Raw genomic sequence first — 14,823 nt, 5'->3', positions numbered from 1 at the left:
TACCGCGGGGGCGCGGGGAACTCGGCGTGTTAGACTTTGTCATTAAACGCCCGGTGGTCAGAGCCGGTTGGCGACGCCCTATTTCTTTTTCCGGATGGAGTCAGGCGCTCAATGTCTTTGGAAGAACTGCACCTCAATCTGCGCAACCTCACGCCCGAGGACTACCCGCAGCTCAAGCGACTGATGGATGCCGTCTACGACGACATCGGTGGCGCCTGGTCGAAGCTCACGATCGACAAGTTGATCGGCGAATTCGCCGACGGCCAGATCATCATCGAGGACGACGGCAAGATCGTCGGTGTCGCGCTGACGGTGTTGGTCGACTACGACCGCTTCTCCAACCCCCACAAGTACGACGAGCTGATCGGGCATCGCGAGATCATTCTCAACGATGCCAACGGCGATGCGCTCTACGGGCTCGATGTCTTGATCGACCCAGCCTATCGCGGCTACCGGCTCGGCCGACGCCTCTACGAAGCGCGCAAGGATCTGTGCCGCTCGATGAACCTGCGCGCGATTCTCGCCGGCGGCCGGATCCCCAACTACCACCAGCACGCCGACGAGATGACCCCCGCCGAGTACATCGATCGGGTGGCGCGCAAGGAGTTCTACGACCCGATCCTGTCGTTCCAGCTGGCCAACGATTTCCTGGTCAAGCGCCTGCTGACCAAGTATCTGCCCGAAGACGAGAAGTCGATGGGCTACGCCACCCTGCTCGAGTGGAACAACATCCTCTACGAACCGGCCAGCCGGATCATCGAGACCCGCCGCACCCAGGTTCGCGTGGGCGCGGTGCAGTGGCAGATGCGCGAATTCGACTCGGTGGAGGCGGTGCTCCAGCAGGTGGAGTTCTACGTCGACGCGATCTCCGACTACCAGAGCGATTTCGCGGTCTTCCCGGAGCTGTTCAACACCCCGCTGATGGGGCTGACCGACCAGACCGACCAGGTCGCCGCGATCCAGTTCCTGGCCGGCTTCACCGAGCGCTTCAAGACCGAGATCTCGCGCATGGCGATCTCCTACAACATCAACATCGTGGCCGGCTCGATGGTCGAGCTGGGCGAGGATGGCAAGCTCTACAACGTTGCCTACCTGTGCCACCGCGACGGCGAGATCGACCGCCAGGCCAAGCTGCACATCACCCCGCAGGAGCGGCGCGACTGGGTGGTCGAGGGCGGCGACGAGCTGCAGGTGTTCGAGACCGATGCCGGCCGCGTCGGCATCCTGATCTGCTACGACGTCGAGTTCCCCGAACTGCCGCGGCTGCTGGCCGAGCAGGACATGGACATCCTGATCGTGCCGTTCTGGACCGACACCAAGAACAGCTACCTGCGCGTGCGCCACTGCGCCCAGGCCCGCGCCATCGAGAACGAGTGCTACGTGGTGGTCTGCGGCAGCGTGGGCAACGTGCCCTCGATCGAGAACCTGGACATCCAGTACGCCCAGTCCTCGGTGTTCTCGCCGTCGGACTTCGCCTTCCCCCACGATGCGGTGCTGTCGGAAACCACCCCCAACACCGAAATGGTGATGTTCTCCGATCTCGACCTGACCAAGCTCAAGCTGGTGCGCTCCGAAGGCGCGGTGACCAACCTCAAGGATCGCCGTCTCGACCTGTTCGATCTGCGCCTGCGCGACTGGTCGTGGAAATCCGGGGCGCGCCAGGAAGAGACCTGATCCATGGGCTTGCGGAGTGGTTCGTGGAAAGCCTGGTTGGGCCTGAGCGGCGATGCCCGACAACGCACGCGCCAGCCGTTCGACCCGGAGGCATGGCGGCCGATTCGCCACGGCCTGCCGCTGCTGGCCGATCTCGATGATGCCGATGCCGAGCGTCTCGGCCCGCGCGCCTGGCAACTACTGCAGAGCAAACGCTGGGTCGCCGGTGATGGGGTCGAGGTCGACGATGCCGCCCTGCTCGCCATCGCCGCCCAGGCCAGCCTGCTCACCCTGGGCTGGTCGGACCGCGACGCCAGCGCCGCCTTCGACAACGTCACCGAGATCGTCCTGCTGCCGGACGCCTTTCATCGCCACGTCGAGGAGATGGACGACTTCGGCGTGATGCACGAATACGTCGACGAGCGCGCCGGGGAAACCTCCTGGCGCGGCCCGGTGGTGCTGGCGATCCCCGATGTCGCCGACAGCGGCGACTACACCGGCTACAACGTCATCATTCACGAATTCGCCCACAAGCTCGACCTGGGCAACTCGCAGGATGTCGACGGCTTCCCCCCGCTCGCCGCCAACAGTGATGTCACCGCCCAAGAGTGGCATCGCATCTTCACCGCGGTGTGGGACGACCTGCAGGCCCACCTCGCCCGCGACGAACCCACCCCCATCGACGACTACGCCGCCACCCACCCCGGCGAATGCTTCGCGGTATGCTGCGAACTCTTCTTCACCGCCCCGGATCAACTGATCGAGGTCTACCCCGAGCTTTATGACCTGCTGAAGCGCTACTTCCGACAGGAAACGCTGGCGCGGTTTGAGCGGAGGCAGACGGCTGGGGTCGATCAACCATAGGATCGAACTTCGATTCTTCTTGCCGCGCACCAATCATCATCCCGCCCTGCTGATCTTGACGCTCAAGCCAACCCTGACTAGAGAATTGGTCTCAGAGGCGTTACTCGGAGTAAACATTGGTTTACATTGGTGCAGATACTAAGGAGCCGGTGCGGCGAGAAAACGCGGCTAGGGGATTGGCATAAGAAGGTCAAGGCGGCTTGCGACCCATACCTGCTGAAGCGCACCCGATTTAGTGCGAGGTGGTTTGTGGTGTATCTGAGGCGCGTTGCGACAGAATTCTAAAGAGTCACTACTAGTAGCAAGGAGAATAAGATATGGCTAGATGCACAGCGCCAGTTAATGGTCACCGTACAGCTAGTGGTGCAGCTGCTTGTCCCGCCTGTGGCGGTCGCTATAGCGGCTACCGGTCACATTCATATTCACCGTCATCTTACTCCCCCTACGGAGACGGCGGCAGCGGGGAGCGTTTTAAAAGCAGTGGAAGAGGTGGTTCCGGGCGAACGAGAAAGCCTCGTTGGTCAAAAACCAGTTCATCTGTGATGTACACGCCCGCGGAGATCCGGACGCTTGATCCAATTCGTGAAAGCGTCGAACGGCGAGCTTCTGTGCCTGATCTACGTGACGCCTTCCTTTGCCATGCGTGGGACGACCGCAAAGTAGCTGCTAAAGAGCTATATGATCAGCTTCAGTCTCAAGGCGTTTCTGTATGGTTCAGCGAAAAAGATGTTGTTCTAGGCTCGTCCTTACTTCGTGAAATCGATAAGGGATTGGCTAATTCAAGAGTCGGCATCGTACTCGTTACGCCTGCTTTACTGCGCCGCGTTAAAGCAGAGGGTATTGCAGATAAAGAGCTCTCGGCTCTCTTGGCACGTGATCTGCTCGTGCCTATCGTGCACGACACCACTTATGAAGATCTTCGTGAAGTAAGTCCCCTGCTTGGCTCACGTAGTGGTTTGAGTACTGCTGAAGAGCCAATGGCGGACATCGCAGCGAAGCTCTCTGAACTGGTTGCGCTCTAAGGGTTCGCTGCAATTGTCGCCCAAAACGTTGGCATGTTTCGGACGTCGACTGACTTGGGCGATATATTTCTCCGCGCTGAATGTTAGCTTCTGGCTTAGAGCGGCTATCGAGCGTGAGTTTTTGACGTAGTTAGACCGGAGAGGCTCTACTATTCTGATTATGGTGATCATAGAGCGCTATTGGCTCCAATGTAGGTGAAGTCATGGCCTTTTAACATTCATTCTGCACATCTTGGCCTGAACAGCCGATACGATTTTTATTAATTCTTGGAAGACAGCCGTGACCATCTTGGAATACTTAGATTCTGCTGAAGAAAAGCTAAGAAAATGTCAACTTGAAGCAGTGCGCAGTTTCGTGAGGTATGTCGAAGAAAACAATAATGAGAGAGGTTTCCTGATCAACCTGCCCACAGGCGCTGGGAAAACAGGAGTTATCTCTTTAATATCACATCTATCAGATGCTTTGAAAGTTCTTGTTATATGTCATCGAAAAGCCGTAAAAGATCAGTTATTCCGAGAAGTGTCAAGGAAATTTTTTCGTGGCACGATCAATGACCAAGAATTGGAGCTAAAGAAGACTTATCGGGACTCTAATTTCGATCAAGGCGACGGAATCTATATCACCAGCTTCCAAAAACTGACCATGCTGAGTGATGAAGAATTAAGAAGTGTACAAGGCAACTTTGACCTCATCATTGTGGACGAAGGACACTCCGAGCCTTCTCCTGTTTGGCGAGAAATAATACGTCAGTCCGCGGCAATGAAAGTAGTGGTTACTGCAACGCCTTATCGCAATGATTTGTTCGAGCTGAATGTAAGCACTAACCATTTTTATGTTTTTACATTTAGAGATGCCGTCAAAGATAGGGTCATCATGGATCCCCATTATGAACAAGTTGATGGTGAGGCCGCCCTATTTTCACGCATTCAGGACTATCTAGGAGTGAGCAAAAATGTAAAATGTATCGTGAAGTGCAAGAGCCTTGAGGAAATACAAAAATATCATCGCCTTCTTTCTCAATCATTTATCACAGCAAGTGTGCATGAGCGACTTGAAAACGACGATACACAAAATCAGTTCAAGCGAGTTGGTCCAGCACTTAAAGTCGAAGGGCTGCAGGTGATCGTTCACCAGCATAAACTTGACGAAGGAATTGATATCCCTGAGGCTAAGCTACTGATCCTCACCTATGAATTAGGGAGCGGACGTGAGCTAGTACAAGCAGTAGGTAGGATAATTCGCAGCTATGGAGAAGTCCAGCCATTGGTGATCGACCTAAGCCGTGGCGCGAATAATAGTATGTGGGAAGGGTATCAAAAATTTGATGACTATCTCGCTAATGGTGGCACATCAGAATTTGTTGGCTCGTTAAGCACAAGTTATCTAATTGAGTCATTTCTCGATAACTTTCCTAAGTACAGCTACTTTGATCGCAGCTTCAAAGAGAGGGTTGATCTTAATATTATCGACCCAGAAGACGACATCAAGATACCACATGCATCGGTATGCTTTATCCAGAAGAAAGATGATTTCTCTCTTCCTCTATTAATGGATCGAATATATTGGAAGTTGCACGGTTCTGGCTCACTAGTTAAGACATATGAAGAGGTTCTTGACCTGCGCGTGTTGATTTATGTGGAATTCAATAGCTCGAAATTCTTTACACGCAAGCTTTTCTTTGAACCAAAGCTTCACGTTATTATTGTGAAAGAAGTTGATTCTGCCGTAGCTGTTTTCGATAGTTCCGGCGGACGATATTATAACCAGGAAAATTACCGACTCGGCAATGCGATTCACATTGACAAACTGACTGCTTTAGCTGCAAAAACAGCAATTCATCAGATCAAAGAAACTCACGCCCGCGCCGTCGGCCAAGCTGTACGTCGTCCAGAATCCGTAGCTCTAAAGGGACAGAACCTAGACGGTGGACGGGGTAGTCAGAGCAATTCAAGGTACGCATTGACTATGGTGAAGGTCGATAATATTGGTCTAGACGGAAAAAGAGATAGCAGCTTTTACATTGGTGCTAGGTCGGGACGAGTCGTCGACCAAAAAGAATCCAATTTCACCCTTCAAGATATATCTCAATGGATCGATGCTGTCGGTCAATGTATAAATACTGGAGGACACGCTGGGCGGCTGATCAAGTCCTATGCGCAGCCCATTACGGAAGAACCCGCTTCAGAAATTTTGTCCGTGCTACTAGATTTTACGGATCTTGATAGCCCGGCATACACTGATAATGGTGTAGTTTACCCCGATTTTGTTTATACGGACTACCAGCAAGGGATTTTTTTCGACGCTCAAGGTGATATTATAGAACTTGCGCTGAATTATTCGAATGACAATGGATGTTTTGAGGTTCTTTTAGCTGGAGCTTCCGCAGGAAGATCGGACATCGACTGGATCGTTGAGTACTTAAACTCTGGTCAAAGAATTAAAGTGCTGTACAAAGATGGCATAACGTATCTCGCAGGAGCCTTTTATAAGCTGGCCTTACCCTATGAGCGTGGGATTCCTGTAGAAGACAGTTTTGCAGGTAACGCCCTTTTCCCGCTTGATGCACTTAAAGCTCCGAACCTTAAAGAGAAGGGTCACACCCTAAATAACAATTACCATCGGACCACTAGTGATAGTTTTGATACGGATTCCATTTTTCATCTGATTGACTTATTGAAGGGTTATGGTGATCCAGCAACTTCAGTTGGATCACTTGGGCCGTTTGCAACACATATTCCTGGCTGCGACATCGTTCTTTGCTGTGACATGGGCGTTGAACCAGCTGATTTCATTTTATCCTCTCCGGACAAGTTGTGTTTCGTTCATGTTAAATGTGGAAGCTCCTTAAATCCAGGATCTTCAGCCGGCGCTCTTGCTGAAGTTGGTAGTCAGGCCATAAAAAACATTCACATGCTGGTTTCAGGCCTTAACAAGGTGAAGCCTGGAAATTTTACTACATGGAAGCATTCTTGGCCTGCGGCTGGTGCAGAGTTTCCGCTGGACACTCGTTATAGATTGGCGGAAGGAATTATCAATCATCCTGCACCACCCGACGATTCAATTTCTGAAAAGGTCTGGGATGTTATTTGCAAGCGGAGAGCATCCATGAAATGCAAGAAAGAGATCTGGATTGTTGCCGGGAATTCCTTTTCCGCCAAGCACTTCATCAAGAGTATGGAAACCCCGTCAACATGTTCGGCCACTAGCATTCAAGCATATCAGCTTATTGAGGATTGGTTGAGCACTGCGGATGAGCTTGATGTTGATTTTAAAATTTTCACGTCACATTAAGTTCGCTTATTTTGGTCTGATAAGAACGAAAACCTACTGGCCGATTTGTACCAGTTTCCATCGGCAGCTCTTGGTGGCTTCGGCATGTCAGATAGGCCGGTTGCTGTCCATTACGATCAGCACAAGCGATTTGAAGCTGCCGATGGAACTAGCCGAGACTGGCCGGCAGCGAGTATGTTTGCATAGCAGCCTCCAGGACATAAAGGGAATCTACCGATGGAGCGAACTTTCACCACTTATTACCTGGAAATGACCTCAGCTGAAGCACTGCGAGAAAAGTCGCAGCCGCATGATCTGAATATCATCGAATGCGAGGTGCCTCAGGCAGCATTAAATCGATTTCTTTACGAGCTTGTTGGCACGCCCTGGGAGTGGGGAGACCTGGATGCCTGGAGCGATGCTGATTGGCAGACTCTCGTCGAACAGGACTGCCACCGAACCTGGGTCGCTTATCACCGCGGAGCAATCGCCGGCTATTATGAACTGTATCGCCCTGATGGTTGCAACACCGAAATCCGTTATTTCGGACTGGCACCTCAGTTTCTGGGGTGCGGTTTCGGCGGCGCGCTACTAACTCACGCAATCCAGTCGGCATGGGAGTGGCCTAATACAGAACGGGTGTGGGTGCACACCTGCACATTCGATCATCATGCTGCGCTTGGAAATTATCAGGCGCGCGGGTTTCAAATTTTTAAGCAAGAGGAATTGGAGATAAACCAATGACCGCTTTTGGCCGAAAGCGGACTAATTAGCCATCTCATCTGATCAGACCGCTCAGAAGGCTACCCACTTCCCGATAGGGAAAGCCAGAGCGCCATCGGCCCACCGCTTGGCTATTTTTCCCTATTGGGAAAACCCGGTTATGCTGGTTTTGTGTCGGCTCGTTTTGCCGCGAAAGGCTTGATTTGACACCCATCTGCGCCAGCTTTGAGGCCCCATGCGAAAGATACTGCTCGTCGACAACGGCTCCCTCCGCCCCGCCGCGACGCTCAATCTGCGTCGTCTTGCCGACGCCTTGAGCCAGGCCACGGGCGAGGCGGTCGAGGCCGCATCGCTACTGCACTCGTTCAAGATTCCGCCCGAGCAGCTCGGCGGGCAGAAGGCCGTCTCGGTGGGGCCGCTGGCCGAACGATATGCGGCCGAGGGCGTGACCGAACTGCTGATCCTGCCGTTCTTCTTCGGGCCCAGCCAGGCGCTGACCCGCTACCTGCCGGAGCGTCTGGCCGAGGTGCAGGCCAGCTACCCGCAGCTGTCGGTGAAGGTCGCCCCGCCGCTGGTCGATACGCTGCTGGCGCCGGATCTGCGTCTGGCCCGGCTGCTGGCGGAGAACGTGCGCGAGCGAATGACCGGCCTATCGCGGCCCAAGGTCGTGCTGGTCGACCACGGCAGCCCGATCCCGGAGGTCACGGCGGTGCGCAACTATCTCGCCGGGCAACTGAGTGCGCTGCTGGCCGATGAGGCCGAGTGTGTGACCTTTGCCTCCATGGAGCGCCGCGAGGGCGACGCCTACCGCTTCAACGAGCCACTGCTGGAGACGTTGTTGGCCTCACCGGAGCTGGCCGAAGGTGACGTGATCCTCTCGATGCTGTTTCTTTCGCCGGGCCGACACGCCGGCGAAGGCGGCGATATCGCCGAGATCTGCGCCCAGGCGATGTCTCGCGCCCCTGGCCTGAATGTCGTAACGACCCGGCTGGTGGGCGAGAACGACGCCATCCTGGAACTTCTCGCCACTCGCCTGCAGCAGGCGCTGGCCGGCGGGCCGCTATTGATGGAACTGCCTGCGATCGGCGCCAAGGACGACTGATCCACGCTTCGGTTTGCATCGGCAGTTAGCAGCGTGCGCCTATGCCTTCGCCGCCAGCACGCGCTCGAACTCCTGCCGCCAAGCCTTGGTATATTGCGCCGGATCGGCGGGGAGCCGAAGAAGCGCCGAGCCGGCAGTTCTTTTGCGAGTCATTGGATGGCACCCAATGTAAGCACCCAACTTTTGTCCGTAAGCAGTCCAAGGTCGTCACTGACCCTGATCATTTGACGACTGATCTGATTTAGCTTCTAGCGGCTTTCTGTCGTTGGCGTACCACGTCGGCGGCGTGCCAACGTGGCGCGTGAAGGCAACGCTGAAGGTGCTCGCCGAGCTGTAGCCGACCCGCTCGGCAACATCGGCGATACGACTCCGATCGTTTCTCAACATTCGCTTGGCTAGCGCCATGCGCCAGGCGAGCAGATACGCCATCGGCGCAAGGCCGACCGTCTGTTTGAAGCGCTCGAAGAAAGCCGACCGTGACAACGCCGCCTGCCGCGCCAATTCTGCAACCGTCCATGCGTATGTCGGCTCGGCGTGCATGGCGCGTATCGCGTTCGCCAGGCGATTATCGGCGAGCCCGAGCACCAGGCCGGGCGAGGCCGCTGTTTCTCCGGTGACTCGCAGCGCTTCGATCATCAGTACCTCCAGCAGCCGCGACAGCACCATATCGCGCGCCGGCCGATCGGCGCGCGACTCTTCGCTGACAAGCTTGACCAGCATCGCCAGTCGCTGCTGACCGCGAATATGCACGCGTTGCGGCAACAGCGAGACCAGCAACGCCGCGTCGGGCGATTCGAAGTGACAATGGCCGATCAGCATGCGCACATCGGGCGCCGCGTCCGCCGCGCCAAGCCGGAATACGCCGTCACCGATGGCGACAGGCCAGTTCTCGACATCGAGTGGCGGTGGAGGATGACTGGACGCAACGATGTCCTGCGCCGATGGAGCCAGCAGGAAATCACCGGCAGTGAGATGGATCGGCTCCCCGGCACCGGGGGAGGAGAGGCACTCGCCTTCCAGCACGACGCAATAGAACAAGTCGCCCGGATCGCTGCGGCGCACGCGCCAGGGCCCGCCACCGACGATCAGCTTGGAAAACCGCATGCTGGGCTGTAGCAAGGAAACCACCTCGGCCAGCGGATCGATCATGATCGGACTCTCACCAATGAAATTTGGATTATGGATTGTAGTGAGTGCGGTGAGTGACGCCTATCGTGTGTAGCTCAATGTTCGGATCAAAGGAGTTCCCATGAAGACGGTTCTGATCACGGGTTGTTCGTCCGGTTTCGGCTTGGAGATCGCGCGGTATTTTCTTGAGCGCGACTGGCGCGTCATCGCCACCATGCGCACGCCGCGCGCGGATGTATTACCGACCTCCGATCGTCTACGCGTGCTTGCACTCGACGTGACCGATCCCGCCAGCATAGCCGCGGCCGTCGACGCCGCCGGCCCGATCGACGTGCTGGTCAACAATGCCGGCGTGGGCGCGGCCGCACCGTTCGAGCTCACCGGCCCGGACCTGGCACGTGCGCTGTTCGAGACCAACACCATCGGCACCATGGCGATGACCCAAGCCTTCCTGCCGCAATTTCGTGCTCGGGGCGCCGGCACCATCATCAATGTGACCTCGACCGTCACGCTCAAGGCATTGCCGCTGCTATCGATGTATACGGCCAGCAAGGCCGCGGTGAATGCGTTCTCGGCGTCATTGGCCATTGAGCTTGCACCGTTCGGCATCGGTGTGCGCGTCGTGCTGCCCGGCCGTTCTCCCGAAACGCAGTTCGGTGACAACGCGTACCGTCACGGCCTGGAGAGTGCTGACTACGCGGATCTGATTCAACAGACTATCGCACGGATCACCGACGAATCGGGCCCGGTCACCCATGCCATGGATGTGGCCGAGGCGGTCTGGCGTGCAGCAACCGATCCGGCCGCGCCGATGCACACGCCCGCGGGGGCGGACGCCTTGGAATGGGCGCGGGAAGCCGGCCTCCCAACGGCTCCTACCTCATAGCCGCCAGCACACGCTCGGCCTCCTCCCGCCAAGCCTCGGCCTGCCGTGACGGCTCGGCGGGAAATCGCCCGAGTTCTACCGCGAGATCGAAGAAGCCTTGCGCCGGCAGCCCTTCCCCACGGCGGCTGACGACCATTGCGGCGATAAAGGGCCGTTCTTGCTGGGCATCCTCGCGCATCGTGCTCTCCAGTGCCTGGGCGACGCGCTGGATGGTGCGCGGCGGTCGCAATCCCAACGCCTCAGCGAGTTGCTGGTAGGTCAGCGGCAGAGTCTCGCGAGGCGCTGTCTCGAGAAGATGACGAACCTGCGCGGGGAGGGATTGAGCGTCGGTCATGATTCTTAGGCGTTCGGATCGAAGAGCTTCACTTCGCGAATGTCGATTCGCTCCCACACCCGCCCGGTCATATAGGGCTCGGTCTCGAGCCAGGCGTCGAGATCGGCGCGCTCGTCGAAACGAAAGTGCACGTTGGAGCCGACCATCTTGCCGTCATCATCCAGGATCGCGCCGCCGCTGAGGAATTTCCCTTTTTTGGCTAGCTCCCGTACGCCTGCCAGATGCGCCTCGCGATTGGCCAGCCGGCGCTCGAGCGCGTCGTCGTCGGTGTAGTCGTAAGCCACCACGGCATACTGCTTCATGCGGTGCTCCTGCCGTTCGTTGATCATTGGAGAGAATCGGCATCATGCGTCAGCTTTCTTGACCAAGCAAATTGGCCTCGGTGGTCAACCTTGGCTTTACATTTTCCGAAGGTGTCATCTACCCGAAACATCAATCTGCGCACCTGTTATTCGTCGGCCTGTTGCCACGATAAGTAGTTGTCTCCCCACGTTTTCATGGCATCAAGCACAGGGGAAAGCGTCAACCCAAGCTCCGTGAGTGAGTACTCTACGCGAGGAGGAACTTCCGCAAACACTTCGCGGGAGATGATGCCATGCGCTTCAAGCTCTCGAAGCTGCAACGTCAAAGACCGTTGAGTCACACCACCGATAAGGTTACGAAGCTCCCCAAACCGTTTCGTTCCACTCAATAAATAGTAAATGATAAGCGGCTTCCATTTACCGCCGGCGACGGCAACGGTTGCTTCTACAGTGCATCGATATTCGTGCATATCTCGATTTTTCATTGTCCAAAAAGGGCCCATTAGTATAAATTTTATACCTATGTATAAACAATGTACCTACTTTTCAACGTGCATGAAAGACTCCAGAATCCATTCCCGCAGCGGTAACAGCCTTGTCGCGTGCATTTCTGATATAGGGCGTGGAGAGAATACTGATGAAAGCAGCCTACTATGAGGCCCAGGGCAGCGCCCGGGAGGTATTGGTTGTCGACGAGTTGCCGACTCCAGAACCCGGTCCGGATGAGGTCCGGGTACGCATTCATGTTTCCGGATTGAACCCGACTGATATCAAGGCGAGAACCGGATTCTCAGCGGAAATGCCCTACCCGCGAATCATTCCTCACCAGGATGGCGCAGGCGTTGTTGATGCTGTCGGCGCCAATGTATCACCCGACAGACGTGGCGAGCGGGTTTGGGTTTATGAAGCGCAGTTTGGCCGAGCCATGGGAACGGCGGCAGAATACGTCGTGCTACCGTCGAGTCAGGCAGTTCATTTGCCTGACGCGGTATCGTTCGAAGTGGGTGCCTCGCTTGGCATCCCGGCGTTAACCGCTCACCGCTGCCTGTTTTCCGATGGCACTCTCGAAGGTCGGCGGGTATTGATACATGGCGGTGCCGGAGCGGTCGGAACAGCGGCAACTCTGTTGGCGAAATGGGCTGGCGCATGGGTTTCAACAACGGTGACGAATACCGATCAGGCTGCTGTAGCAAAGGAAAACGGGGCGGATATGGTTCTCGACAGAGCATCGGGAGATGTTGCGAGCCTTGTTCTAGAATCAACCGATGGGCTCGGCGTCGACCATATTGTGGATGTCGCTTTGAAGTCAAACCTTGCCACCAACTTGGCCTGCTTATCTCAAGGCGGAATCATTAGCGCCTATGCCACCGATAGCGCGATGGACGAACTATCCATTCCGTTACTGCAGTCCATGATTCATGGATGCGTCTTCCGCTTCGTCTATATCTACAACGTGCCTGACGAGGCAAAGCAGAAAGCCATCAAGGACATCACCTCTTGTCTATTGGCGGGAAAATATTCTCCAAGAATCGGATTGAATTTTCCTCTGGAAAATATTGTCGCCGCCCATGAGGCACTGGAGTCACACCAAGTCATTGGGAAAGTTCTTGTGTACACGTAAGTCGACAGACCTGAGAGCCCGGCCTCGAGCCAACCCTGTTGATGGAGGGAGGCCACGCCGACTGCCGCCTCACGTCTGTGTCTCATGAAAACCGGCCGCCAGATGGTCGATCAGGGCGCGAACCCGTGCGGGCTGATGGTGGCGATCGGTGTAGACGATCTGCAGGCCGAGTCGTGTCGCCTGGTGATCGGCCAAGAGCCGTACCAGGCGGCCCTCTTTCAGCGGCTCGTCGAGCACGAACATGGGCGCATACACGATACCGAGGCCTTCGATCGCCGCACGAACCAGCAGGGTGATGTCGTCCGAGCGCATGACGGCAGGGCCGTCGATGACGTGCGCACCATTCTTGCCGTCACTTACCATCCAGTCGCCGGGCGAGCGGGCCTCCGTGAACACCAGTCGTGGTAGCTGGCAAATGTGCGAAACATCACGCCGCGCGCCAGGGGCTAGCAAGCCGGGCGCACAGCCGAGGCCCATACGGATACTCCCGAGCGGGCGTGTATGCAAAGCCGAAGCGGGGAGTTCCCCGATACGCACGGCAAGGTCCAGCCGGCCATCGACCAGATCCACGTAACGCTCATCCGTGCGCAGATTCAGCGTGATCCGCGGGTGCGCCCTGCAGAACGCGGCCAGTATCGGCGCCAGCGTCAATGTGCCGAACGCACGCGGCACGCCGAGACGGATCTCCCCGGCAAGCTGGCTGCGGCCCTCGCGTGCCTCGGCGTCCGCCTCCAACAGGGCATCGATGATGCGCTCTGACGCCACCAGGTATTGCTGGCCGGCGTCGGTTAGCGACAACGCGCGGGTGCTGCGATGCATGAGTCGCGTTCCCAACGTCGATTCAAGCGCACTCAGATATTTGCCGGCCATGGCAGGCGAAAGATCCAACGCTCTCCCAGCGGCGGCGATGCTGCCGTGTTCGACCGCCGCGATGAAGACTTCGATTTGTCGGAAACGATCCATCAACCCGATTCCCTCATTTCATGATCGATGGCGTTTCATTTATGCCACATTCCATCGCCTGGCGATCTTATTCAGGATAGCGGCTTCTCGTACATGTTGGGAGTAGAAAGCGATGATGATCGAAACGGATGGCGCCGCTCTTCATGTCTCGGAGCATGGCGCTGCGTACCGCACGCTCGTGTTTCTCCACTACTGGGGCGGTTCCGGCCGCACTTGGACCGACGTGGCCACGACACTTGGCGGGCAGAGTCGTTGCCTGATGCCGGATCTACCGGGTTGGGGGCAGTCCGGTCCTTCGCGGCGCGGGTATCGGATTGCGGACCTGGCCGAGTCGGTTAGCGGGATGATTGACGCGTATCAGCTTTGCGATGTCGTGCTGGTCGGTCATTCCATGGGTGGCAAGATTGCCCAGTATCTCGCGGGCCAGCGGCCGGCCTGGCTGAAGGAACTGGTGCTGGTGGCATCGTCCCCTGCCCTGCCAATGGATATTCCGGAGTCTCAGCGTCTTGCCATGCAATCGGCCTATGACAGCCGCGCGAGTGTCGAAGAGACACTCGATAATGTTCTCACGGAGACGCCGCTCGCCGGGATGATCCGCGAACGCGCCATTGCCGACAGTTTGGCCGGCGATCCGGCTGCCAAGGCCGCCTGGCCTGCAGCCGCCATGCTCGAGGACATCAGCGAGACGACACAATGCATCAATGTGCCGACGCTACTGTTGACCGGTGAGTGCGATCGAGTGGATCCTCCAGCCGTGCTCGCCGACCGACTCGTGCCCTTTCTACCGACCCCGGAAATACAGGAACTGGCAGGTGTCGGCCACTTGTTGCCACTGGAAGCGCCGAAGGAAGTCGCAGGGCATATCCAGCGGTGGCTGGACGAGTTGGACAACAGAGTCCGTAGATGATGGATACTAGGGGCTAGTCATCGAAGCACACATCGACGCCTACCATA

General features: G+C 56.7%; 14 protein-coding genes. 9 read left to right on the top strand and 5 right to left on the bottom strand.

The annotated features are described in order from the left end of the window. Positions 1 to 111 precede the first annotated feature (111 nt). The 6 genes from Q0602_RS15550 to Q0602_RS15525 all read left to right on the top strand — a co-directional run bounded on the left by Q0602_RS15550 (position 112) and on the right by Q0602_RS15525 (position 8,635). Positions 112 to 1,674 carry a bifunctional GNAT family N-acetyltransferase/carbon-nitrogen hydrolase family protein gene (locus tag Q0602_RS15550; protein ID WP_295036472.1) on the top strand — a complete coding sequence of 521 codons (1,563 nt, stop codon included), beginning with the start codon at positions 112 to 114 and terminating at the stop codon, positions 1,672 to 1,674. A gap of 3 nt (positions 1,675 to 1,677) precedes the next feature. Next, positions 1,678 to 2,517 carry a zinc-dependent peptidase gene (locus tag Q0602_RS15545; protein WP_298845271.1) on the top strand — a complete coding sequence of 280 codons (840 nt, stop codon included), beginning with the start codon at positions 1,678 to 1,680 and terminating at the stop codon, positions 2,515 to 2,517. Positions 2,518 to 3,125: 608 nt separating this feature from the next. Then, complete coding sequence (locus tag Q0602_RS15540; protein ID WP_298845267.1) at positions 3,126 to 3,539, top strand: toll/interleukin-1 receptor domain-containing protein; 414 nt, start codon at positions 3,126 to 3,128, stop codon at positions 3,537 to 3,539. A gap of 280 nt (positions 3,540 to 3,819) precedes the next feature. After that, positions 3,820 to 6,831 (top strand): DEAD/DEAH box helicase family protein, encoded by a 3,012-nt coding sequence (locus tag Q0602_RS15535; RefSeq protein WP_298845263.1) that lies wholly within the window; start codon positions 3,820 to 3,822, stop codon positions 6,829 to 6,831. Between the two features lie 216 nt (positions 6,832 to 7,047). Continuing rightward, positions 7,048 to 7,554, top strand: a complete 507-nt coding sequence (locus Q0602_RS15530) for a GNAT family N-acetyltransferase (protein ID WP_298845260.1) — start codon at positions 7,048 to 7,050, stop codon at positions 7,552 to 7,554. A 214-nt stretch (positions 7,555 to 7,768) separates the two neighbouring features. Beyond that, positions 7,769 to 8,635: a sirohydrochlorin chelatase gene (locus Q0602_RS15525; protein WP_298845257.1), complete on the top strand. Its 867-nt coding sequence runs from the start codon at positions 7,769 to 7,771 to the stop codon at positions 8,633 to 8,635. Between the two features lie 207 nt (positions 8,636 to 8,842). Here the strand turns inward: Q0602_RS15525 and Q0602_RS15520 are convergent, their stop codons facing one another. Then, positions 8,843 to 9,784 (bottom strand): AraC family transcriptional regulator, encoded by a 942-nt coding sequence (locus Q0602_RS15520; RefSeq protein WP_298845254.1) that lies wholly within the window; start codon positions 9,782 to 9,784, stop codon positions 8,843 to 8,845. 100 nt (positions 9,785 to 9,884) lie between these two features. On the opposite strand from Q0602_RS15520, the gene Q0602_RS15515 reads away from it, so the two are divergent. Continuing rightward, positions 9,885 to 10,649, top strand: a complete 765-nt coding sequence (locus tag Q0602_RS15515) for an SDR family oxidoreductase (protein WP_298845250.1) — start codon at positions 9,885 to 9,887, stop codon at positions 10,647 to 10,649. Here the strand turns inward: Q0602_RS15515 and Q0602_RS15510 are convergent. From Q0602_RS15510 to Q0602_RS15500, 3 genes are all read right to left on the bottom strand, one after another. Further along, positions 10,639 to 10,983: a hypothetical protein gene (locus tag Q0602_RS15510; RefSeq protein WP_298845247.1), complete on the bottom strand. Its 345-nt coding sequence runs from the start codon at positions 10,981 to 10,983 to the stop codon at positions 10,639 to 10,641. The genes Q0602_RS15515 and Q0602_RS15510 overlap by 11 nt on opposite strands. Positions 10,984 to 10,988: 5 nt before the next feature. Then, positions 10,989 to 11,285, bottom strand: coding sequence for a YciI family protein (locus Q0602_RS15505; RefSeq protein WP_298845244.1), 297 nt, complete (start codon positions 11,283 to 11,285; stop codon positions 10,989 to 10,991). Between the two features lie 146 nt (positions 11,286 to 11,431). Then, a complete protein-coding gene (locus Q0602_RS15500; RefSeq protein ID WP_367276981.1) occupies positions 11,432 to 11,755 on the bottom strand; it encodes a winged helix-turn-helix transcriptional regulator in 324 nt (107 codons plus the stop codon). Between the two features lie 167 nt (positions 11,756 to 11,922). Between Q0602_RS15500 and Q0602_RS15495 the strand changes: the two genes are divergently transcribed. Next, positions 11,923 to 12,906 (top strand): NADPH:quinone reductase, encoded by a 984-nt coding sequence (locus Q0602_RS15495; RefSeq protein WP_298845238.1) that lies wholly within the window; start codon positions 11,923 to 11,925, stop codon positions 12,904 to 12,906. 69 nt (positions 12,907 to 12,975) lie between these two features. Here Q0602_RS15495 and Q0602_RS15490 read toward each other — a convergent pair whose 3' ends face one another. Beyond that, a complete protein-coding gene (locus Q0602_RS15490) occupies positions 12,976 to 13,869 on the bottom strand; it encodes a LysR family transcriptional regulator (protein WP_298845233.1) in 894 nt (297 codons plus the stop codon). Positions 13,870 to 13,981: 112 nt separating this feature from the next. On the opposite strand from Q0602_RS15490, the gene Q0602_RS15485 reads away from it, so the two are divergent. Beyond that, positions 13,982 to 14,776, top strand: coding sequence for an alpha/beta hydrolase (locus Q0602_RS15485; protein ID WP_298845228.1), 795 nt, complete (start codon positions 13,982 to 13,984; stop codon positions 14,774 to 14,776). The last annotated feature ends 47 nt before the right edge of the window (positions 14,777 to 14,823 follow it).

This window comes from uncultured Salinicola sp. (assembly GCF_937921195.1).
GTDB lineage: Bacteria > Pseudomonadota > Gammaproteobacteria > Pseudomonadales > Halomonadaceae > Salinicola.
This window is presented reverse-complemented; position numbering and strand designations above follow the sequence as displayed.